Source organism: Neobacillus vireti, assembly GCF_036962465.1.
Lineage (GTDB): Bacteria > Bacillota > Bacilli > Bacillales > Cytobacillaceae > Neobacillus > Neobacillus vireti_B.
Map to the genome: position 1 here is coordinate 76274 of NZ_JBALNF010000062.1, position 22646 is coordinate 98919.

Here is a 22646-nt window from a genome sequence, read left to right on the forward strand (position 1 = left end):
GCCGCCTGGAGCGGAAATCGACAGACTAATTTAATGTATAAAAAGAGAAGGTATCCCAAAAACTTTTGGGACACCTTCTTTCGATTAGTTAAGATATCTTGGGAATAAGATATTATTTTCAAGATGTACATGCATAAAGGTTAAGCCTTCTAGTGCTTCTAAACGGGCATAAACCAAACGGTAGGTACCACAGGCATCAGCAGGAAGGGCAAAATCAGAAGTTACTGCACGAATTTGCCGCAATAGTTCCCCGGCATGGTCATGTTCTTTTTCAAGCTCAACAATCATCTTGATGGCTTCCTCAGGATTAGCGGCAGTACCATCTGTAAGCTGCTTAATAAGCGGGAACACAATTTCTTCTTCTTTTGCCATATGCTCAAGTAATTCCTTTTTAAACTCATAAAAAAGCTCATTCATTTTAATAAGTTCAGGATGATGTCCACCGTGAACGCGCGAAACCTTCGTAACATAGGGGCTCAGCATTGCTAATTCTTCTTCAGAAACACGATGGTAATTATTAATTACATGATTAATAATGGTATGGGAGTCTGAATCTGTCCATACATCTACATTTTTCTCTGTGTTTTCATACTTTTCAAAGACATCTTTTAGCTCTTCAATGATATTGTCAAGGTTAAGCTCGTTTTGTTCTGCAGCCTGTGATAATGGGATATTACCCCCACAGCAAAAATCAATTCGGTTTTTCTTAAATATATCACTTGCTTTTGGAAGTTCGTTAACAATATCTCTAACTAATGAATCGGCTGTTATGGTAAAAGTCATGATTATTTCCTCCTAAAGATAAGGTAAGTTATTTATGACTTAAGCATAATAGAAATAATGAATTCTATAGGTGACCTGTATCACACATTGGTTATTTTTTTTCTTTTTCGTCTAATCTGTGACATTTGATACGTTTGTAAGTCTTCTGTAGACTTATAATGAAAATTAGCTGTTATAATCCATTACATAACTAATCAAAATAATCTGTTTTAGGCAGGAGCTGATTTATTTGCTAGAAAGAAGAAATCCAATTTCGATTGGAGAGGCAGTAACACAAATTATGAAACATCAAATAAGTGGCGTGACGGAACATGTTTCCATAAATGAAAGCTACGGTCGTTATTTATCAGAAGATCTAATCGCTACGAGCAATGTTCCTCATTTTGATAGAGCTCCATATGATGGTTTTGCTATTCGTTCTATCGACAGTCTTGAAGCATCGCAGGTAAACCCGGTTGAATTTGAAGTAATCGACCACATTGGTGCTGGAATGGTTTCTGATAAATTAGTCGGGGAAAAACAGGCTGTTCGAATTATGACAGGTGCAATGATGCCAAATGGAACAGATGCGGTTGTTATGTTTGAAGTAGCTAAGGACTTTGAGAAAAATGGCACCCCCTATATGTCAATTAAACGAAAAATTAGCAAAGGCACCAATGTTTCATTTATTGGAGAAGATGCAAAACAAGGCCAAATTCTCGTAGAAAAAGGAACCTTGATAAACCCGGGTATACAAGCAATGTTGGCGACGTTTGGCTATAAAGAAGTGCCTGTAGCAAAAAAACCGCTGATTGGTCTATTTGCTACAGGGACTGAATTGTTAGAGGTAGAAGAGGAATTAGTACCCGGAAAAATACGCAATAGTAATTCCTATATGATTGCAGCTCAAATTGAAAGGGCTGGCGGAACCGTTCATTATTATGGGAAGCTTCCTGATGAATTTGACACATGTTTTGAAGCTGTTAAAAATGCTTTAAACGAAGTAGATCTTTTAATTACCACTGGGGGAGTTTCCGTGGGTGATTTTGATTACCTGCCTGGGATTTATGAAAAACTCGGTGCTGAAGTATTATTTAATAAGGTTGCCATGCGCCCCGGCAGTGTAACTACGGTTGCCGTTTATAATGGGAAAATTCTATTTGGATTATCTGGGAACCCGTCTGCTTGTTATGTTGGCTTTGAATTATTTGCCCGGCCGATTATCCGCCAACGGCTTTTTTCAAACAGACCCCATTTACGGAAAGAAACGGCTTTGCTAGAAGTAGATTTTCCAAAAGCTAACCCGTTCACAAGATTTGTTAGAAGTGCCACCTATTTTGATAAGGGTAGGTTAAAATCAACACCGAGCGGTTTGGATAAGTCGAATATTATTATGAGCCTGGCCGGTGCAAATTCCTTCATGATCCTTCCTGGCGGAACTAGAGGGTTTATGGCAGGAACTGAAGTCGAGGTATTGCTCCTTGATGATCAAGTCGGTAGTGTATGGCCTTGGTAAAACCATTTATTTTTCAGGTGGTTGGATATCAGAATAGTGGGAAGACAACCATTTCAACCAAACTGATAAAAAACCTTACAGACCGAGGAACAAAAACGGTCAGCATCAAACATCACGGTCATGGCGGTAAACCTGCCATACCAGAAAAGAAGGATTCTTCAAGGCATCTAGTTTCAGGAGCACTTGCTTCCCTTGTCGAAGGCGGCGGAAGAATGATTTTACAAGCTGACCATCTAAGCCTAAGCTTGGAAGAGCAAATAGAGTTAATTAACTTTTTTCAACCTGATGTCATTATAATTGAAGGCTATAAATATAAGGATTATCATAAGCTACTTTTATTAAGGAATAAAGAGGACTTGCCTTTATTGGATGTGACAGCCAATATCTGTGCTGTCGGTTATTGGTTAGAAGAGTTAAATAATGAAAGTTTGTATCCTTCTTTCTCAATTAAAGATGACGCTTTGATTCATTGGACTACTGAATTCATTCTGAAAAATGTTCATAAAAATGATGAAAAAAGTTAATAAAATTGTCATATATGTTACTTTTATCACAGCCATACAGCCTGGTTCGAATTATAATATTTGTAGGGGTTATATGGTTTGTTAATATAGGTAGTTAGATTATGGGCTGGGAATGCAGGTTCCAATCAGTGATAGCTACTCTAGAGATGATCAATGTTACCATAACCTGATTGGTTCCGATGCATTTCCATTCATATCTAAAGATCGTTAAGAAGGTAAAATTGCCTTCTTTTTTTCACATTTAATGTGATGATCTTCACTTTATTTTCTTTTCAGCTCTTTTATAGTAAGGCTATGAGGGAAAGGAGTGAGAAAAGATGAAATTATTTTTACCCAAACAACATGGTGCATGGGCAATGCTGATCATTCCCTTTTGGCTGGGAGTTATCGAGGGTGGATTTGTTTGGCAGGACGTACCGTTTTTTATCGGCTGGATTTTCTTATATTTAGCCACTTACCCTATGCTCCTTTTATTTAAAAAGAAAAAAATTCAATTTTATACCAAATGGACCATTATTTATATTATACCTGCTTTATTGCTGTTACTGTTTCCACTGCTCAAAAGGCCTTCAATCGTACTTTTTGGTCTTTCAATGCTGCCGTTCTTTGCCATAAATGCTTACTATACATCTAAAAATAAAGAACGTGCGTTTATGAATGATATGAGTGCAATCTTTGCATTTTCCCTTGCTGGACTGGCTGCCAGTTATTTAGGTCAGGGTGCGCTAAACATTCAGGCGTTGATTTTTCCTTTTTTAACATCTGTATTATTTTTTATGGGCTGTACCTTCTATGTGAAAACCATGATTAGAGAGAAGAAAAGCAATAAATTCAAATGGATTTCATGGGCATATCACCTACTTATCGTGGCTGCATGGTTCTTTAGTGGTTTTTGGATCGTGGCGATTGCTTATATTCCGAGCTTACTTCGAGCCTATTTCTTTTATGGGAAAAAATTAACGCCGCTGCAAATTGGAGTATATGAAATCGTTAATTCAGCCATCATCTTTATCATTCTTGCCATTCAAATTGTCACCCTGAATTAAAAAAATCGGTCAGCTTGACCGATTTTTTTTGTTTATTAATCAACCTTACATATCTCAACTGGGCAATCTTCGCAATCGATTTCCCTTTTTAAATACTCAATATCATGAATGGTAATCGTGCCTTTATCAATTGAAAGGATAGCTGACTTTCTTAAATCACTTAAGAGTCGATTGACTACCTCACGGGAGGTACCGCAGAAATTTGCCAATTCTTGATTCGTAAACGGTAATTCCACCAGTATCCCTTGATCTGTTTTTATTCCATAACTATTACTGATGCGGATAAGGGTCGAATACAATGCTCCCTTTTTTCCATGGAGGACTAAATCACGAAATTTAGTTTGCGTTTTTCGAAATTGTAAGCTCATCCATTGGATAAATTCAAAGGAAAGGGCTAAATCTTGGGATAGCTTCTCTTCTAAAACTTCCTTCATAATGACAGCCACTTCACCGCTCTCTACAACTCGAGCACTTAGTAAATAACGGGAAGCAGAGGAGAATAAATTTAACTCGCCAACAAAATCTCCTTTGGAGCACATTCTAATTGTTAGTTCACGTCCGTCAGGAATGATTTTACTGACTTGAAGGATTCCGCTTCGAACTATATACATTTCATCAGCTTGAGAACCTTCCCGAAAAAGGAAGGTTCCTTTTTCAATCTTTTTTATATGATGAACGGTCTCAAAGAGATGTGATAATATTACCGGCATTTCTTTTACTGACTGCATACTATAACCACCTTTAAAGGTACATAATGAATTTCCCAAAATGCAAGTCATGGTTAATGAGATTCTCTAGATAATACTATAATTATATTGTTAACAAAGAATAATTATCAATATCTGTAGAATAAGTTCATACAATCGTCAAAAACTAAGGTCTACACGGCATATTACCCAGGAAATTTTGTCGACTTATGATGAATTTGAAAGAATTTCCCTTTAATGCTGATGCAACCTAACGGAGATAATAAGATTGTATAGAAAAGGGGGGATTAGAGTGGGACAAAATCATCAGTTTAAATCAGGTAAAAAAGCACCCAATAATGGCTATTACATTGAAGTCGGTGATACAGGAAGCAATGTAACAAATCCAAAGAAAATTAAACTTAAAGCAGGCGACCCGTTTCCTGAGACATCAAATGATGAACGTGTTTGGACCTATGTTCGCAAACCTTAAATCGTTTAGTAAAAGTCATCTTTTTAAGATGGCTTTTCTTCTTGTGTTATTTTACTTATTGTAATGAATTTCTTATAATATAAATAAATAGGTCAAAAAAGGTCAAAAGGAGTGAGAAACGGTGGATATAAACCGAATGACAGAACGCTTACAAACAGGTTTTATGGATGCGCAAAGCTTAGCCATTAAAGAAAATCATCAAGAAATTGATGAACTACATCTGTTTCTTTCGCTAATGGATCAGGAAAACAGTCTAATCACATCTATTTTCGAAAAAGCCGGTTTAGCGGCTGAAAAGGTAAAGAAATCATTATTGGGTGAATTGGCAAAAAAACCACAGGTAACTGGGAGCGGTGTCGAACAGGGGAAGCTTTATATTACCGCAAAACTCCAAAAGTTACTGGTGAGTGCAGAAGAGTTTGCATCTAAATTTTCAGACGAATACATTTCTGTTGAACACATCTTGTTAGCCGCTGTTTATGCAAATGATTCACATATGAAAAAAATCATTCAAACATACGGTCTAACACCGGAAATGCTGTTAAAAGCAATAAAGGAAATAAGGGGGAACCAAAGAGTGACGACACAAAATCCAGAAGCAGGATATGATGCTCTTAAAAAGTATGGCCGGGACCTTGTAGCCGAAGCAACTAGCGGCAAAATCGATCCGGTCATCGGCAGGGACAGTGAAATTCGTAATGTAATTCGAATTTTATCACGTAAAACAAAGAATAACCCTGTCTTAATCGGTGAACCAGGGGTTGGGAAAACAGCAATTGTCGAGGGACTTGCCCAAAGAATAGTAAGAAAAGATGTTCCGGAAGGGCTTAAGGATAAAACCATTTTTTCATTAGATATGAGCGCATTAATTGCCGGAGCAAAATTCCGCGGTGAATTTGAGGAACGGCTTAAAGCCGTCTTAAATGAAATAAAGAAAAGCGAAGGACGTATTTTACTTTTTATCGATGAAATCCATACCATTGTCGGGGCAGGTAAAACAGAAGGGGCGATGGATGCTGGAAATATGTTAAAGCCGATGCTTGCTAGAGGAGAACTGCATTGTATTGGGGCAACCACACTTGATGAGCATCGGAAGTATATAGAAAAAGATCCTGCGCTTGAACGGCGTTTTCAACAAGTATTGGTTCAAGAACCAAATGTAGAAGATACCATCTCGATATTAAGAGGACTAAAGGAACGTTTTGAGGTCCATCATGGTGTAAAAATTCACGATCATGCCTTAGTGGCAGCAGCTACATTGTCAGACCGCTATATAACAGATCGCTTTTTACCTGATAAGGCAATCGACCTTGTCGATGAAGCCTGTGCCATGATTCGTACGGAAATTGATTCCATGCCAACAGAACTGGATGAAGTGACACGAAGGGTTATGCAGCTGGAAATTGAAGAGGCAGCACTTCGGAAAGAAAGTGATGAAGGCAGTAAATTAAGACTCGAGTCATTAATAAAGGAACTTGCAGATTTAAAAGAACAAGCGAATGCCATGAAGGCAAAATGGATGCAGGAGAAACAAAGTATTCAAACAGTACAGGAGAAAAGGGAGCAGCTTGAAAAACTCCGCCGTGAACTCCAGCAATCAGAAGATCGTTATGATTTAAATCGAGCAGCCGAATTAAGGCATGGACAAATTCCTTTAGTGGAGAAAGAACTTAAAGATTTAGAGGAAAGAGCAGCAACAGATGAACGGCTTCTTCGAGAAGAAGTAACTGGAGAAGAGATATCCAATATCGTTTCAAGATGGACAGGCATACCACTTTCCAAGTTAGTTGAAGGAGAAAGAGAAAAGCTGCTTAAATTAGAATCGATTCTCCATGAACGAGTAATTGGTCAGAATGAGGCGGTTAGTCTAGTAACGGATGCTGTCCTAAGAGCAAGGGCTGGTATTAAGGACCCAAATCGTCCTATTGGATCATTCTTATTTTTAGGACCGACCGGAGTAGGGAAAACAGAATTAGCAAAGGCACTGGCAGAGTCCTTATTTGACAGTGAAGAGCATATGATAAGGATAGATATGTCTGAATACATGGAAAAGCATGCAGTTTCACGTTTAATTGGGGCGCCTCCGGGATATGTAGGATATGAAGAGGGAGGCCAGTTAACTGAAGCAATTAGAAGAAGGCCCTATTCAGTTATTCTAATGGATGAAATTGAAAAAGCTCATCCGGAAGTTTTTAATATTCTCCTTCAGGCTCTTGATGATGGACGAATTACGGATTCGCAAGGTCGAGTAGTAGATTTCAAAAACACTGTCATTATTATGACTTCCAATATTGGCTCTCACTATCTGCTCGATAGAAATGAAAATGAGATTGAAATTTCGGATGAAACGAGAGCGAAGGTCATGAGTCAGTTAAGGTCTCATTTCCGGCCAGAATTCTTAAATCGAATTGATGAGACGATCCTCTTTAAACCTTTATCAATAGAGGAGATAAAGAATATTGTCGGTAAAATGTTAAACGATTTGCAAACTCGATTAAAACAGCAGCAAATTAATATTACTATCAGTGATGATGCGAAGGAGTTTATTGCTGTAAACGGATTCGATCCTATTTATGGGGCGAGACCTTTAAAGCGCTACATTCAAAGGAATATTGAAACAAAGCTGGCTCGTGAAATCATTGCCGGCAGGGTACACGAGCAGTCAACCGTAGGAATAACCATCCAAGATGGTGATGTATTAATAAATGTACAAAAAGGGTAGTAAAACAGAAAAAAGGTCCTCCAGTTAGCGTGGAAGACCTTTTTTATTAATGCTTTTCAACAGGTTCATTTGGAATGACTGCAGCAGCAATAAGAATTAATATGGTTACCCCAACAGCAACAATTGAACCTTGAGCAAAATTATATTCTGCACCGGCTGTCATTGAACTAACAACATATGTAAGCATTTGCACTAAAAGGAAAGACCAGAAAAAAGTCCAAAATATACGCACTCAGTTTCACCTCTTACTTATTTTACATTAATTTAAATACTACCATACAATGAAGAAAAAATATATAAAAAAACAATTTTCTGATTTATGTTCCCAAGTTCGTTTAAAATGGGCAAACTCCCTTTCAACTATTGTGAAACGGCATACTATACCATGAGGAAATATGTAAAAGGAGATTTAGCGATGGAGAATCGTAATTTTCAGATGGATACCCAATGGAATATCATTCATTACCCTGAAAAGCCTAAAGGATTTGGGATCTTAATAATTGGAGATGAAAGGCATTTTGTTGATGAGAGCAAGTGCTTTTGGACGCAAAACGAAGGAAAGCTGGCTATTGTCAATGAATTAAAAGATGCCGGGTACACCATTTTTTCCTCAAATCTTTATGGGCGTAACTGGGGGAGCGAAGATGCTGTCGAACTTGCTCAAAGGTTATATCAGCATATAATTAGAAGTGAAATTCTTAATAATAAAATTCATGTTTTGGCAGAAGGTATGGGTGCATTAGCAGCCATAAAACTTTTGGAAAAAATGAAGGGATCGATTCGATCCTTAGTTCTGCTTAATCCCATTCTTTCATTGAAAAATCATCTCGAACTAGAAAAAGAGCATAAGTTCTTTTACAAAAAATTAATGAGGGAATTAACGGCTGCACATCAAATCGACCAAGCTACACTTGAAAATGAAATATTCAACATGGATGAAGTGATTAATCTGGATTATGAATGTCCAATCACGATTATCCAAGTGTTATCAGGTGGGAAATCTTACACCCAATCAAAGCTTTATCAAAAAATTATTAATACCTCTAAAATAAACCCAATCTTTATCCTTCCTGAAAAAAAACCTCAGCTTGGAGCCATGTTAATCAAGTTTTTTAACAATCATGAAAAAGTACTTTAATGATAACCCTCCCCAAAATGAAATAATTCCTAGTAAAATCGCATAGGATTCATTAAAGTTATTTTGGGGAGGAAGATGTTATGGACAAGGCCATGATTTTTGGCATTTATGATTTTGTTAGTTTTCAAATGGGGCTTGCCCTCTTAAATATGGGGTTAGAGGTTATTGGAATCCATCCCGACGAAAACAACAATACTCCCTACCTTGAGGAGAAAAGGCTGGAAGTAGGCAGGAATGCAAACTTTAGAGAGATATTGCTATCAGAAATGGATACATGCAGAGAAATTGACACCACTAAAACAACGTTTATCCTTTCTCTATATGATCTATATATGTTGGATAATGAGACCATTTTTCAAAAACAAACGGTTACTAAATTACAAGAATTTATTATAAGAAACAAAAGTGTGACAGATATCGTATTTCTACTGCCAATCCAGTTATTAAAACCTGATGGGACAGATACTTTGCGGACTGTAATCAATGATGTCGTTGCCTGGGGGAAAAATAATCAGTTTTATTATTTACCGGCCATTTATGGTCCTTGGCAGCCTTCAACCTATACATTCCAACGGGCCCTCCTTTCAAACATGGATGATAGTAAAATCAAGGTAAATAAACGGGAATGGACCGGAGATATCCTCTATGTGGATGATGCGGTAGAAGCTATTCTGACTTCAAATGAAAATTTAGAGGTTGAGGATGACCGGCACTTTTTAATTGAAAGCGGCCTAGAAAATTATTGGGTTCAGTGTGCAGAACACCTAAAACTAGAAGCCAAAGATTATTCTGAAAAATTAGACCTAGATAAAACAATCAATCGAGTAACAGTAAAAAAGATTACTCCATTCAGTGAGTCAATTGAAAAACAACTAGAAATTACAAGGCGTTTAATCTAAATAATTCCTCAAACATAGGGATCCAGGACTTTTCAATTATTTAATCAAGGGTTAAAATAAAAAGAAAAAACGTTTTTTCCATTAGAGTGGTTGCAGCACCTATGTCCAATACTAAATAGGAAGGTGTTTAACCACTCGAAGAAAATGGGAGAATTGCTTAATTACTATTATAAAGGAGTACATAACGTGAACAATCAAGACAATACACTACAATTTATGCAGATTGCAATGAAACACTTACCGGAGGCAAAAGAACAATTAGATCAAGCCGGGGTTGAACTTACGATGGATCTTATTCAGCCTTTTATGAATTTATTTACTAAAGTTATGCAGGAAGCATATGAGCTTGGTAAAGAGGATGCTCTTAAGGAAAGTTCTAGCAAATAAGCTGCCAGTTGTTGGCAGCTTATTTTTTTTTCCATAATTGCTCGATAAATGGGTAAACTTTACTAAATAATGGCTTCATTCCACGGACTGAATCATAAAGTGTATCAATATTCATCATAAGTTCCTCATAATCAATGGCAGACTGGTTTTGCCTAGGTTCTGGACGGTGCTGAGAATGTTGACTATCACTGCCTCTCCTAGGACCAAACATTAAACTTGTAAATCGGTCTTCCTTTGTTTGTTCTTCCTTTTCCTCTTGTTTTTTGGAGCCTTGCTCCTCATCAAAATATGCCATACTGTTTCGGCCTCCCCCAATAAAAATACCTTTTAATCTAGAATATGTGTCAACAAATAAAAGGTATGTACATTAGCGGATGATAAATAGGAAGAAACAGTTGCTTAAAATAGGAGGAATTTGATAAAATTAGTACCAAGTCATAATAATTGATATTAATCCTAGAAATAGATAGGGTCTTACCTAGATTAAAGGAGATGGAATAATGAGAGCTGGTATTGTTGGAATGGGCAGATACTTACCGGAAAAAATACTCACTAATCATGATTTAGAAAAAATGATGGATACCTCTGATGAATGGATTAAAACCATGACGGGTATTGAAGAAAGAAGAATAGCGGCAGATAATGAAAACACTTCTGACATGGCATTTGCTGCTGCTCAAAAAGCGATCCAGAATGCTGGTATTACTCCAGGAGATATTGATTTAATATTAGTTGCAACTGTAACACCGGATTCTCCATTTCCATCGGTAGCTTGCCGGATCCAAGAACGATTAGGAGCAACAAAAGCTGCAGCAATGGATGTAAGTGCCGCTTGTGCAGGTTTTATGTATGGCATAGTGACGGCAAAGCAATTTATTGAGTCACAAGTCTACAAATACGTACTAGTTGTAGGTGTTGAAAAACTTTCAAAGATAACAGACTGGAATGATCGAAATACGGCTGTATTATTTGGCGACGGTGCCGGTGCGGCTATTATAGGACCAGTATCTGAAAATCGAGGGATACTATCTTTTGAATTGGGTGCTGACGGTACCGGGTCTAAACACTTATACCAAGATGAATACATTATCATGAATGGCCGCGAGGTTTTTAAATTTGCAGTTAGACAAATGGGAGAAAGCTGTATAAATGTACTCGAAAAAGCTGGGTTAACAAAAGATGATGTCGATTTCTTAATCCCGCATCAGGCTAATATCCGAATTATGGAAGCCTCAAGACAAAGATTGGAATTACCAGTTGAAAAGATGTCTAAGACAGTTAACAAATATGGTAATACTTCAGCTGCATCAATTCCAATTTCAATGATAGAGGACGTCGAGGCTGGCAGAATTAAAGAGGATGATTTAATTGTGATGGTTGGCTTTGGCGGAGGCCTAACCTGGGGCGCCATTGCGATGCGGTGGGGAAAATAATTGTCGTTTATTTTTTTAGGATAAATAGTTTGGAAAAGGAGATGTTTAAATGGAAAAGCGCAGGGTCGTTGTAACAGGAGTCGGAGCAGTTACACCGCTTGGAAACGATGTAGAGACCACATGGAAAGGGATCCTCGAAGGAAAGTCCGGAGTTGGACCAATGACGAGAGTGAATGCGGACGAATATCCAGCAAAGGTTGCTGCTGAGGTAAAAGACTTTAATCCAGAAGCCTTTATTGATAAAAAGGACGCACGTAAGATGGACAGATTTACACAATTTGCAGTTGCTTCTGCTTTAATGGCAGTACAGGATGCCAATTTAACAATTAATGAAGAAAATTCGCATAGAGTGGGCGTTTGGATTGGCTCAGGTATTGGCGGGATGGAAACATTTGAACAGCAATTTGAGATCTTTCAAAAAAGAGGTTATAAACGTGTAAGTCCTTTCTTTGTTCCAATGCTGATTCCAGATATGGCTACAGGTCAAGTTTCAATTATACTTGGTGCAAGAGGCTTCAATTCATGTACAGTAACAGCTTGTGCTACTGGAACTAACTCTATTGGTGATGCCTTTAAAGTCATCCAGCGTGGTGATGCTGACGCTATGGTAACAGGGGGAGCAGAGGCACCAATCACAAAGATGTCAGTAGCTGGATTTTGTGCTAACACTGCATTATCCACCAATCCAGATCCAAAAACTGCCAGCCGTCCATTTGATAAAAACCGTGATGGATTTGTCATTGGTGAAGGTGCAGGAATTGTGGTATTGGAGGAGTTAGAGCATGCGCTAGCTCGCGGGGCCAAAATTTATGCCGAAATCGTCGGATACGGGGCAACAGGTGATGCTTACCACATTACAGCTCCTGCCCCAGGTGGTGAAGGCGGTGCACGAGCAATGAAGATGGCCATTAATGATAGTGGTTTAGCTCCTGAAGAGATTGATTATCTCAATGCCCATGGTACAAGTACGGAATATAATGATAAATATGAAACGCTTGCAGTGAAAGAGGTATTTGGTGATCACGCCTATCAATTACCTATGAGTTCGACTAAATCCATGACAGGCCATCTTCTTGGTGCTGCAGGTGGGGTAGAAGCAATCTTTTCGGTATTGGCAATTAGGGATAGCATTTTGCCGCCAACGATTAATTATGAAACATCAGACCCTGAGTGTGATTTAGATTATGTAGCAAATTCGGCACGCCCGAAAGAAATCAAGGCAGCAATGAGTAATTCTCTTGGCTTTGGTGGTCACAACGCAACAATTGTCTTTAAAAAATACGAATAAAAACAAGAAGGGCCAAACGATATGTTTGGCCCTTCTTGCTTTTTTTTGGAAGATGAACCCCATAATGCTCGAACGTCTTTCTGCATTTTTCATAAAATGACCAGAAGATAGTTACTACGTAAATGGGGTGCAGCAATGGGAATTATTAGGACTGACGAGTGGCTTGAAGAGAATTTTGAAAATCCATTGAAAATTTGTGCAAGACTTCTTCCTTATTTCAAAGGGCAATCACAACGAGAGATCTATCGCGAACTAATGAATTTTGGAATGTATCAGCCGTCTCAATCATCCTGGAATAATCAACTGAAACTAAGCAAACAGAAAACGTGGGAGAAGGTTGGAAAAATTTACGCTAAATATAAAAGTAGTTGGAATGGTCCGGATATCCCCATTTTCCTCTTTCCGATTGCCCAGGCTGGAGGGTTTTTTAGAAGGGAGGAGAAAGGAAAAGCAGGGGTTACATTTCCTGATAAAATGTTTTTATTTCTATCGAATTACGATGATCCGACAAATGTAGAAGCTCTCTTCGTACATGAATATCACCATGCCTGCAGAATGAGCTTGTTGGAAAAGCGTATAGAGGATTATACATTACTAGATTCATTAATAATTGAAGGACTGGCAGAATATACTGTATTAAAAAAATGCGGCCGGGAATATTTAGCAGCCTGGTGCACTATGTATTCAGAAAAAGAGTTAAAAAAACTTTGGGATAGATATCTTAAAAATCAGCTGGGAATAAAGAAAAATGAGAGAAGACATGATGAACTGCTATATGGAGGGGGAAGGGTCCCAAAACTACTAGGCTATGCAGCAGGCTTTTATCTAATAGAAAACTATTACAAGAAGAATCATTATTCAACAAAATTAACGTTTACTACACCTTCAGAAACCTATCTAAAAGGTATAGACCTATTTTCATAGAAGAGGTTGTTTGAAGTTTTATGGAAAAAGAATATAAACCTTTAATTTTACCAATATAATCGCGTTAATAATAATTTTGTATTGATTTTTCTAAATATAATAAGTTATCGAATAGATAACGACGAAGAAGGTGGATTATGAGCCGAAAAAAATCATTATTAAGGGAGGAACCACTGCTCATAGTGAAGAATTTAGAAACAGCTTTTGAGGTTGATGGGAAGGATTATAACGCCGTAGATGATGTTTCATTTGAGGTAAAACCACGGCAAATCCTAGGAATTGTCGGCGAGTCAGGCTGTGGTAAATCGGTCATGAGTCTATCAATCATGCAGCTGCTTCCGAAGGGAAGCGGGAAGGTAAAAGCGGGAGAAATGATCTTTGATGGAATTAACCTTGAGAAAATGACCGAATCACAGATTAATAAAATTCGTGGAAAAGATATTTCAATGATATTCCAGGAACCGATGACGTCCTTGAACCCAGTTTTCACCATTGGGTACCAACTACAGGAAGTCTTTTTTAATCACTGGAGGATTACAAAACGAGAGGCTAGGCAAAAATCAGTTGCCCTTTTAAAAGGTGTGGGTATTTCTCGTCCAGAAAAAATAGTGGATGAATATCCCCATCAACTATCAGGTGGAATGAGACAAAGAGTCATGATTGCTATGGCAATCGCCTGTCAGCCTAAATTACTAATAGCCGATGAGCCAACCACAGCCTTGGACGTGACCGTACAAGCACAAATTCTTGAACTATTAAAAGAAATTCAATCCGTTAATGATATGTCGATTATCCTGATTACCCATGATTTAGGTGTAGTTGCGGAAATGTGTGATGAGGTGATGGTCATGTATGCCGGAAAGATGGTCGAACGAACTGATGTAGAAACCTTATTTCATAACCCCAAACATCCTTATACAACGCTGCTATTGGGGGCTGTTCCAAAAATGGACGAGTCAAGAGAACGATTAAGCTCTATTCAAGGAATTGTTCCTTCTCTAACAAATATGCCGGAAACCGGCTGCCGTTTTTTTCAGCGATGTCCCCGTGCAATGCCTGAATGCCTGACGATAACCCCTATTCTTAAAAGTATTGACCCAGGGCATGAAGTTGCTTGCCTACTATATGAAAAAAGTAGTCCAAGAGAAGGGGGTGGGATGGGTTGATGATTACATCTCTGCATACTAGAAAAGATAAGACCTCTCTTAACCCAGAAAATCTGTTGGAAATTCATCATCTTAAAACCTATTATCCTGTAAAAGGTGGTTTTTTTAAGCGGACTATAGGAAATGTTAAGGCCGTTGACAATATCTCATTTGAAATTAAGAGAGGAGAAACACTTGGTCTAGTAGGTGAATCAGGATGTGGTAAATCCACTACTGGTAGAACGATATTAAGATTATTAAAGCCAACAGAAGGACAAATCCTTTTTGATGGCAGAGATATTACCCATCTATATGGAAGACCACTTCGTGAAATTCGTAAAGATATGCAAATGGTATTTCAGGACCCTTATGCTTCACTGAATCCAATGCAATTGGTCGGAGATATTATTGGAGAACCTATCTATAACTTTTCAAAAAAAAGTAAGTCTGAATTACAACTAGAAGTCATGGATTTAATAGATAAAGTTGGGCTTCCGCGGGATGCCTACTATAAATATGCACATGAATTTTCCGGCGGTCAACGGCAAAGAATTGGAATTGCCCGTGCACTTGCCTTAAAACCCAAATTAATTATTGCAGATGAACCGGTCTCAGCACTAGATGTGTCCGTACAATCACAAGTTTTAAACTTATTAAAAGACTTGCAGTGTGAATTTCAACTAACCTTTCTCTTTATCGCTCATGATTTAAGTGTGGTGAAACATATGAGTGATCGCATTGGTGTCATGTACTTAGGAAATATGGTAGAGATTACGGATAAGAGCAGACTATACGTAAAACCACTTCATCCCTATACACAGGCATTAATTTCAGCGATCCCATCCCCAGATCCAAGGATTAAGAAAGAAAGAATCATATTAAAAGGGGATGTCCCCAGTCCTATTAATCCCCCATCGGGCTGTCCATTCCATCCACGGTGTCCAGTGGCTGTGGAGCAATGTTCAAAAGTTAAACCCATATTAAAGGAGGTGAAGCCTTTCCATCGAGTAGCCTGCCACCTTTACTAAAAAGGGGCATCTTCTATATGGCAGACAGCCGCCTTATTTAGGTATAAAAACGTACTTAGCACAACTTTAAAAATATCAAGGGGGGAAATGAATGAAGAAAAAAAGTATGTTTTTGCTGGCAGCTTTAATGTTAGTTTTATCTGCATTTTTAGCAGCTTGCAGCAGCGGTGAAAAAGCGAGTACAAAGCAGAATGACAATGGTTCTAAAAATAATGTATCAGCTGGTAAACCACAGGATGGCGGGACATTAATTTATGCATTGGACTCAGCTCCTGAAGGTAAATTTAACTATGCATTCTATGGAAATGCGACTGACCAATATGTGATTGATTTCTTTGATGAAAATTTAATTGATTATGATGAAAACCTGAAGGCACAGCCGCATATTGCTTCTTGGAAAACCACAGATAATAAGGTGTTTGATTTTGAAATAAAAAAAGGGGTTAAGTGGCATAACGGGGACGAATTATCTGTTAAGGATTGGGAGTTTGCATTAAAAGTAATTGCTGATAAAGATTATGATGGTCCTCGTTTTGATAATGTAAGGAATATAGTAGGGGCCCAAGACTACCATGATGGAAAGGCCAAAGACATTTCCGGTATAAAGATCATAGATGATTACCACATACAAATTACTTTCGATAAGGCACGTGTAAATAACTTAGATAACCTTTGGACCTATCCAATGAACCGAACCGAATTTAAAGGGATGGCTGTAAAAGATATGATGGGTTCTTCACAAGTTCGGACGAAGCCTGTGGGATTAGGACCATTTAAAGTAACGAAAGTGGTACCAGGGGAATCAATTGAAATGGAGCGATTTGATGATTACTTTGGCGGTAAGCCGCATATTGAAAAAGTGGTCATTAAGGTTATTGATCCATCTCTATCTGTTGGAGAATTAAAAAATGGCACACTTGACATGACATCATTCCACCCAAGTATTATCGATCAAGTGAAGGCACTTGATAATGTCAATGCAATCACATACCCAGGAGTGAGCTATTATTATGTAGGTTTCCGATTAGGTACCTGGGACGGCGAGAAAAACATCATGAATGAGCCTAAATATCAAGATAAGAAACTACGTGAGGCCATGTATTATGCGATTAATCGCGAAGAATGGGTAAAGGCTTTCTTTTATGGGGTTGGTAAGCCAGTAAACCGTCCAGTTCCAACAAATCACTGGATTGCAGCTGATAACAAAGATCTAGAGCAATACAAATATAATCCAGAAAAAGCAAAAAAACTATTAGATGAAGCTGGCTATAAGGATATAGACGGCGATGGCTTCCGTGAAGATCCAAAAGGGAAGAAGTTCGTTGTAAACTTCAGCCACTATGCAACACAAAACCCAACTTTCGAATCACGTGCCAAGGCCTTAACTCAATATTGGGAGGCAGTCGGCTTAAAGTCCAAATTAACGATGACAGACGTCAATCTTTATTATGAAATGCTTGATAAAGCAGATAAATCAATTGAAGTATTCTTCGGTGGATGGCAGACTGGATCAGATCCTGACCCAACTCCACTTTGGGGATCAAAAGCCATGTGGAACTACCCACGCTGGGTAAATGAAGAGAGTGATAAGCTTCTAGATCAAGCACTTGATATAAGTGTAGTGGGCACAGATAACAATAAACGAAAAGATATTTATGTACAATGGCAAAAACTATTTATGAAAGAGCTTCCTGTATTGCCGATTGCAGAGATAGATGAAACAATGGCGGTCTCGAAGCGTGTTCAGAATGTTAAATTCGATGTTTCCGGTATGAATCGGCCTAACGAGTGGTGGATCAAGCAATAGATCCTTTGGTCACCTCTATGTTAAATTTCATAATGCTTTTAAAAAAGTAAAGCTCGAATTTGGGAGGAGACAAGGAAGTTTCTGTTCCTCCCGATTTACCTTATTAGGCTACAACTATCCATGGATTTAGCTTAGTTTATAGACGAGGAGAATGCACATGCTTAAATATGCATTTCGAAGAATTTTGGGCATGATTCCCATGCTATTTCTTATCTCTATTGTCGTATTTACATTGGCGAAACTTATGCCTGGTGATTCTCTCACAGGAGAGATAGACCCTAGAAATACAAATCCACAATATATTGCCGAAATGCGTGCAAAATTGGGCTATAATGACCCATTGCCAAAGCAATATGTCCGCTGGATGGGGGATTTTATTCAGGGGGATTTTGGTAAATCAACCCGATTTAAAATTCCAGTCGCAGAGATAATTTCAGAAAAAATTCCTAATACATTATTACTCGGCTTTTCCTCCATTATAATTACCTACCTTTTTGCTTTTTTTATGGGGCTGTATTCAGGCAGGAAACCTTATACACTTGGTGACAATATCATTGGTGGATTAAATTATTTAGGATTATCCATCCCTTCCTTTATCGCCGGGGTATTTGCTATTTTCTTTTTTTCTTTTACATTAGACTGGTTTCCGTCAAATGGATCAGTGGATATTGGTGTGACCGAGGGGACAATTGAATTTTGGCAAAGCCGGCTCCATCATGTACTTTTACCTGCAGTCGTTTTAGGTCTATTGAGTACAGCTAGTTACACTCAGTTTTTACGAAATGACATTATTGAAAACAGCCGAAAAGATTTTGTACGGACTGCACGTGCAAAAGGGACACCGGAAAGAAAGATATATAATGTTCATATTTTAAGAAACTCGATTATCCCCCTCATTACCTTCTTAGGCTTTGATTTAGTAGCAATTATTTCGGGTGCCATTATTACCGAAACAATCTTTACTTATCCGGGTCTTGGACAACTATTCTTACAGTCTGTTGGAACAAGGGATTATCCAGTCTTAATGACATTGACCATGATGTTCTCGTTTTTAACACTAATTGGAAACTTGATTGCAGATATATTGTATGGTGTTGTAGATCCAAGGATTAGGTTAGATTAGGAGGGGAGAACATGGAAATTATCACACAAAAAGATTCAAAATTAACGATTAATCCCCGTGAAAAAAGTTTGTCTCCATGGGAAATTGCCCGGAAAAAGTTTGTAAACAATAAACTAGCGATAATTAGCCTTGCTTTCTTAATTGTAGTGGCCATTGTTTCCTTCTTGGCTCCGTATATTACAACGGCGGATGTAACCAAGATTAATATCGGGGAGATGTCACTAGAACCATCGAGTAAGCATTGGCTTGGTACCGATAAGGCAGGCCGTGATGTGTTTACGAGGCTGTTATATGGCGGAAGGATATCCTTGTTAGTAGGTTTGAGCTGTACGTTATTTGTTATTGTTATCGGAACATTGATTGGTTCGGTCTCAGGTTATTTTGGCGGAGTAATTGATAGTTTATTAATGCGGTTTACTGATTTTATTTTAAACTTTCCTTTCCTTGTTTTTGTCATTGTCCTGAATGCAATTCTTTTTGGAAAAGTGAATGGTCTATGGGTTTTAATCGGTACGATCAGTATGTTAAGCTGGGGGGGAATTGCTCGGATTGTCCGCAGTAAAATCTTGGCTGAAAAAGAAAACGAATATATTACCGCTGCTCTTTCGATTGGTTGCACACCAGCAAAAATTATTATTAAACACCTATTGCCTAATATTTTGTCAACCATTATTGTTCAAGCTACGATTACATTTGCTACGATGATTGTGGCGGAGACCGGCTTAAGCTTTTTAGGCTTTGGAGTTCCGCAGGAAATACCCAGCTGGGGAAATATGTTGAATTCAGCAACTGAGCCCGATGTCCTTCAGTTCAAACTCTGGATTTGGGTTCCACCCGCACTAATTATTACAATTACGATTCTATCGATTAATTTTATTGGCGAAGGATTAAAAGATGCCTTCAATCCAAAATCAAAAAGATAAATCTACCATAATGAGTGGTAGTTTTTTTATAACTATAAATGTTTTTGTAAAAGCAAATGGAGCAAAATATATAAAAAGGAATAATTTAACTGAGGTCTGCCTATACTGATTGACAAACAGTTTCTTGAAGTGAGGGGTTGTAAAATGTTGTATCTTCATGATGTATGGGTTAATTGGTTTGAAGGTGAGGAAAACGGATATAATGTTTGCCACTTTCATGAATGGCGGAAGGATGACGGAGTAGAGCTGCTTGATCAAGTGCCGCTTATTAAAGTCGAACCGCTCTTATTTGGTTATATTGAGAATGATCTATCTGAGTTACCTCAACAGCTTCTCGATGATATTTATCAAAAAGCGTACTTAAGAAAAAACCATGAAAGAATTCAACTCGACTATTGCTTTGTTGTGACGGATGGAACGGGGATACTTGCAGTAGATACAATTGGCTACAATATTCCAATTCGAAAAAGCAGATTAATACCTAGGCAGGAACAGCTCGTTTATGAAATGATAAGCCAGCATGAAGCAAAGCCATATCATTTTTACGCACAGCCTAAAACAAAGGACTTCCATATACTTTCACCAGATCCCGATTTGATGAGAGGCTTAACAAGAAAAGAACGACAGTTAAAACAATTATTATTTATGGCTCTGGACCAATTGTTAACTTCCAATAACGAAGCGGAAGTTCGCTATTGGTATACTGAATGGTGTCCAGAGCAATATTCGACTATTCAAGAAATGAATTTTGAAGAAGCATGGGAACAGTTATTCGAGCAAACAAAATATGGCTGGTCAAGACGCCACGAAACATTCTGTGAAAATTTAATAAAAGGGCAGCCATTCTTTGAAAAACTTTGGGAGATGGAGCATGGTCCAAAAGTAAATTAAAAGCCTGATCCAAAAGGTATGTCAACCATACCTTTTGGACAGGCTTTTTCATTTTTAAATATATAAATGTCATCTTCGAGAAATGCCCAGCGCAAGGCGCCGAGTGGGGCGCCTTGCGCTTTTCTTAATATTAACGCTTTTTTCTACCTAGACCCATCGCTTTTTCCATTTTCTTGAGGGTTCTGCTGGCAACCATGTTTGCCTTTTCAGCTCCGCGGTCTAAAATATCATCAAGTTCACTGGATTCCAACAAATGGTAGTATCTCTCTTGAATTGGTTTTAGAAAATTAACCACAACATCCGCTAAATCACCTTTAAAATCCCCATAGCCTTTTCCTGTATACATTTCTTCGAGTTCTCCAATCGATTTTCCGCCAAGGATGGAATAAATGGATAACAAGTTAGATACTCCAGGTTTGTTCACCGTATCAAACTTAACAATTCCATCTGAATCAGTGACAGCACTCTTGATTTTCTTCACAATTTGATTTGGCTCATCTAATGGGGTTATAAATGCCTTTTTATTCGGATCAGATTTACTCATCTTTTTAGTTGGTTCTTGAAGTGACATAATTCGTGCCCCAACCTTGGGCAAGCTGATTTCAGGGATAGTAAGAATATCATTATATTTTTTATTAAATCTTTCAGCTAAGTCCCGTGTTAATTCCAAATGCTGCTTTTGATCTTCACCAACAGGAACAAGATCAGTGTTATATAAAAGGATATCAGCTGCCATTAATGGCGGATAAGTTAACAAGCTCGCCGAAACGGCTTCTTTACCAGATGATTTATCCTTAAATTGTGTCATCCGTTCAAGCTCACCAATATAGGAAATACATTGCATAATCCAACCTGCCTGAGCATGTGCAGGAACTTCCGATTGAATAAACAAGGTAGCCTTCTCCGGATCAATCCCCACAGCCAGATATAATGCAGCTAAACTGCGGATATTTTTCCTAAGTGTTTGTGGATCCTGTGGAACGGTAATCGCATGCTGGTCGACAATACAAAAGAAACAATTGTATTCGTGCTGTAATTCCACAAATTGTTTCATAGCACCAATATAGTTCCCGAGAGTGATAGTTCCACTTGGTTGAATACCTGAAAAAATTGTTTTCATTAAGATTTCCTCCTAAAAATATATAAAAAAAACCATTCATCCCTAAAAAACTATAGGGACGAATGGTTCGCGGTACCACCCTAAATTACTCAAAAAGAGTCACTCAGTATCAAGTCATCTTAATATAGATGCTTTGAAGTCCTTTTAACGCAAGGTAAACGTCTGCTCCTACTATTAGAAAGAAGATGAAAAAGGTTCAGGCAGAGGCTCAAAAGTCCATTCGGTATTTTTTCGCGTTTGTTTTCACCGGCCACAAACTCTCTGAATCGAAGGTAAATACGTACTACTCTTTATCAATGCTTTTAAAAATTATATGCGTTTAGTCATATTATAGCTGAAATCAAGCAGTTATTTCAAGTTAGTTAAGCATAATGAACAATGAGAGCAACGGCCATTAATAGTCCAGTAATGAGTCCATGAAGAAAGAACGGCTTTCCATTTAATGTTATTAATTCCGATAATCCAGGAATGTCTTCAAATCTTCTTTTATCTTTCCCAGGGGAAAAGAAAAGATTTAGGGATTTTGACATGACATCATAAAATCCGCTATGGATTGTAAAGAGTAATAAAGATAACAAAATATACCCTGAAGTAACATAAAAAGATATATCGATATAGCTAATCAGGGTAATTTTGTGGTGGTGAATAAAAGATATCAAGACAATTAAGAATTGTGTAATTAAAAGAATTATAAGATTTTTCTTAAAGTTGAATTCCAAGGGAAGACCTCCAGAAGCTTGATTTTACAAGTAAAACTAGGCTATAGTATACAAAAAATTACTGTATAAGTC

Annotated in this window: 23 protein-coding genes and 1 other annotated feature; of the genes, 17 read left to right on the top strand and 6 right to left on the bottom strand. The window is 37.9% G+C overall.

The window, feature by feature from the left end; genetic code table 11:
• Nucleotides 1-84 precede the first annotated feature (84 nt).
• Nucleotides 85-783, bottom strand: coding sequence for an iron-sulfur cluster repair di-iron protein (gene ric, locus V7077_RS22680; protein ID WP_335506167.1), 699 nt, complete (start codon nucleotides 781-783; stop codon nucleotides 85-87).
• Nucleotides 784-1012: 229 nt separating this feature from the next.
• Here ric and V7077_RS22685 point away from each other — a divergent pair, with 229 nt between their 5' ends.
• The 3 genes from V7077_RS22685 (at nucleotide 1013) to V7077_RS22695 (ending at nucleotide 3848) form a co-directional block, all read left to right on the top strand.
• Nucleotides 1013-2278 (top strand): molybdopterin molybdotransferase MoeA, encoded by a 1266-nt coding sequence (locus V7077_RS22685; protein WP_335506169.1) that lies wholly within the window; start codon nucleotides 1013-1015, stop codon nucleotides 2276-2278.
• A complete protein-coding gene (mobB, locus tag V7077_RS22690) occupies nucleotides 2266-2802 on the top strand; it encodes a molybdopterin-guanine dinucleotide biosynthesis protein B (protein ID WP_335506171.1) in 537 nt (178 codons plus the stop codon). The genes V7077_RS22685 and mobB overlap by 13 nt, the downstream gene beginning before the upstream one ends.
• A 317-nt stretch (nucleotides 2803-3119) precedes the next feature.
• Complete coding sequence (locus V7077_RS22695) at nucleotides 3120-3848, top strand: YwiC-like family protein (RefSeq protein ID WP_335506173.1); 729 nt, start codon at nucleotides 3120-3122, stop codon at nucleotides 3846-3848.
• A gap of 35 nt (nucleotides 3849-3883) precedes the next feature.
• On the opposite strand, the gene V7077_RS22700 is transcribed toward V7077_RS22695, so the two are convergent.
• Complete coding sequence (locus V7077_RS22700; protein ID WP_420489700.1) at nucleotides 3884-4576, bottom strand: Crp/Fnr family transcriptional regulator; 693 nt, start codon at nucleotides 4574-4576, stop codon at nucleotides 3884-3886.
• Nucleotides 4577-4847: 271 nt separating this feature from the next.
• Here V7077_RS22700 and V7077_RS22705 point away from each other — a divergent pair, with 271 nt between their 5' ends.
• Both V7077_RS22705 and clpB read left to right on the top strand, forming a co-directional pair.
• A complete protein-coding gene (locus tag V7077_RS22705) occupies nucleotides 4848-5027 on the top strand; it encodes a YjzC family protein (protein ID WP_215040208.1) in 180 nt (59 codons plus the stop codon).
• A 121-nt stretch (nucleotides 5028-5148) separates the two neighbouring features.
• Nucleotides 5149-7749, top strand: coding sequence for an ATP-dependent chaperone ClpB (clpB, locus tag V7077_RS22710; protein ID WP_335506175.1), 2601 nt, complete (start codon nucleotides 5149-5151; stop codon nucleotides 7747-7749).
• 46 nt (nucleotides 7750-7795) lie between these two features.
• On the opposite strand, the gene V7077_RS22715 is transcribed toward clpB, so the two are convergent.
• Nucleotides 7796-7981, bottom strand: a complete 186-nt coding sequence (locus tag V7077_RS22715) for a YjzD family protein (RefSeq protein ID WP_215040210.1) — start codon at nucleotides 7979-7981, stop codon at nucleotides 7796-7798.
• 183 nt (nucleotides 7982-8164) lie between these two features.
• On the opposite strand from V7077_RS22715, the gene V7077_RS22720 reads away from it, so the two are divergent.
• The 3 genes from V7077_RS22720 to V7077_RS22730 all read left to right on the top strand — a co-directional run bounded on the left by V7077_RS22720 (nucleotide 8165) and on the right by V7077_RS22730 (nucleotide 10173).
• Nucleotides 8165-8887 carry a hydrolase gene (locus V7077_RS22720; RefSeq protein WP_335506177.1) on the top strand — a complete coding sequence of 241 codons (723 nt, stop codon included), beginning with the start codon at nucleotides 8165-8167 and terminating at the stop codon, nucleotides 8885-8887.
• 80 nt (nucleotides 8888-8967) lie between these two features.
• Complete coding sequence (locus tag V7077_RS22725; protein ID WP_335506179.1) at nucleotides 8968-9786, top strand: hypothetical protein; 819 nt, start codon at nucleotides 8968-8970, stop codon at nucleotides 9784-9786.
• A gap of 186 nt (nucleotides 9787-9972) precedes the next feature.
• Nucleotides 9973-10173, top strand: coding sequence for a ComZ family protein (locus V7077_RS22730; RefSeq protein WP_335506181.1), 201 nt, complete (start codon nucleotides 9973-9975; stop codon nucleotides 10171-10173).
• A 19-nt stretch (nucleotides 10174-10192) separates the two neighbouring features.
• On the opposite strand, the gene V7077_RS22735 is transcribed toward V7077_RS22730, so the two are convergent.
• A complete protein-coding gene (locus tag V7077_RS22735) occupies nucleotides 10193-10468 on the bottom strand; it encodes a hypothetical protein (RefSeq protein ID WP_335506183.1) in 276 nt (91 codons plus the stop codon).
• A gap of 205 nt (nucleotides 10469-10673) precedes the next feature.
• Between V7077_RS22735 and V7077_RS22740 the strand changes: the two genes are divergently transcribed.
• The 9 genes from V7077_RS22740 to V7077_RS22780 all read left to right on the top strand — a co-directional run bounded on the left by V7077_RS22740 (nucleotide 10674) and on the right by V7077_RS22780 (nucleotide 20735).
• Nucleotides 10674-11606: a beta-ketoacyl-ACP synthase III gene (locus V7077_RS22740; protein ID WP_335506184.1), complete on the top strand. Its 933-nt coding sequence runs from the start codon at nucleotides 10674-10676 to the stop codon at nucleotides 11604-11606.
• A 49-nt stretch (nucleotides 11607-11655) separates the two neighbouring features.
• Nucleotides 11656-12894: a beta-ketoacyl-ACP synthase II gene (gene fabF, locus V7077_RS22745; RefSeq protein WP_335506187.1), complete on the top strand. Its 1239-nt coding sequence runs from the start codon at nucleotides 11656-11658 to the stop codon at nucleotides 12892-12894.
• A gap of 135 nt (nucleotides 12895-13029) precedes the next feature.
• Complete coding sequence (locus V7077_RS22750) at nucleotides 13030-13818, top strand: DUF2268 domain-containing protein (protein WP_335506190.1); 789 nt, start codon at nucleotides 13030-13032, stop codon at nucleotides 13816-13818.
• A gap of 137 nt (nucleotides 13819-13955) precedes the next feature.
• Nucleotides 13956-14984, top strand: a complete 1029-nt coding sequence (locus V7077_RS22755; RefSeq protein WP_335506192.1) for an ABC transporter ATP-binding protein — start codon at nucleotides 13956-13958, stop codon at nucleotides 14982-14984.
• The gene (locus tag V7077_RS22760) at nucleotides 14984-15991 is read left to right on the top strand and encodes an ABC transporter ATP-binding protein (RefSeq protein ID WP_335506209.1); all 1008 of its coding nucleotides are present in this window, start codon (nucleotides 14984-14986) and stop codon (nucleotides 15989-15991) included. Before V7077_RS22755 ends, V7077_RS22760 begins: the two co-directional genes overlap by 1 nt.
• Before the next feature lie 91 nt (nucleotides 15992-16082).
• Nucleotides 16083-17798, top strand: a complete 1716-nt coding sequence (gene opp4A / locus V7077_RS22765) for an oligopeptide ABC transporter substrate-binding protein (RefSeq protein ID WP_335506194.1) — start codon at nucleotides 16083-16085, stop codon at nucleotides 17796-17798.
• A gap of 157 nt (nucleotides 17799-17955) precedes the next feature.
• On the top strand, nucleotides 17956-18921 hold the full coding sequence (opp4B, locus tag V7077_RS22770; protein WP_335506196.1) for an oligopeptide ABC transporter permease: 966 nt from the start codon (nucleotides 17956-17958) through the stop codon (nucleotides 18919-18921).
• Nucleotides 18922-18932: 11 nt separating this feature from the next.
• Nucleotides 18933-19844, top strand: coding sequence for an oligopeptide ABC transporter permease (gene opp4C / locus V7077_RS22775; RefSeq protein WP_335506197.1), 912 nt, complete (start codon nucleotides 18933-18935; stop codon nucleotides 19842-19844).
• A gap of 144 nt (nucleotides 19845-19988) precedes the next feature.
• A complete protein-coding gene (locus V7077_RS22780; protein WP_335506199.1) occupies nucleotides 19989-20735 on the top strand; it encodes a YjbA family protein in 747 nt (248 codons plus the stop codon).
• A 130-nt stretch (nucleotides 20736-20865) separates the two neighbouring features.
• Here the strand turns inward: V7077_RS22780 and trpS are convergent, their stop codons facing one another.
• Nucleotides 20866-21855 carry a tryptophan--tRNA ligase gene (trpS, locus tag V7077_RS22785; protein WP_335506201.1) on the bottom strand — a complete coding sequence of 330 codons (990 nt, stop codon included), beginning with the start codon at nucleotides 21853-21855 and terminating at the stop codon, nucleotides 20866-20868.
• 51 nt (nucleotides 21856-21906) lie between these two features.
• Nucleotides 21907-22161, bottom strand: a binding site (T-box leader).
• Nucleotides 22162-22217: 56 nt separating this feature from the next.
• On the bottom strand, nucleotides 22218-22574 hold the full coding sequence (locus V7077_RS22790; RefSeq protein WP_335506202.1) for a hypothetical protein: 357 nt from the start codon (nucleotides 22572-22574) through the stop codon (nucleotides 22218-22220).
• Between the last annotated feature and the right edge of the window lie 72 nt (nucleotides 22575-22646).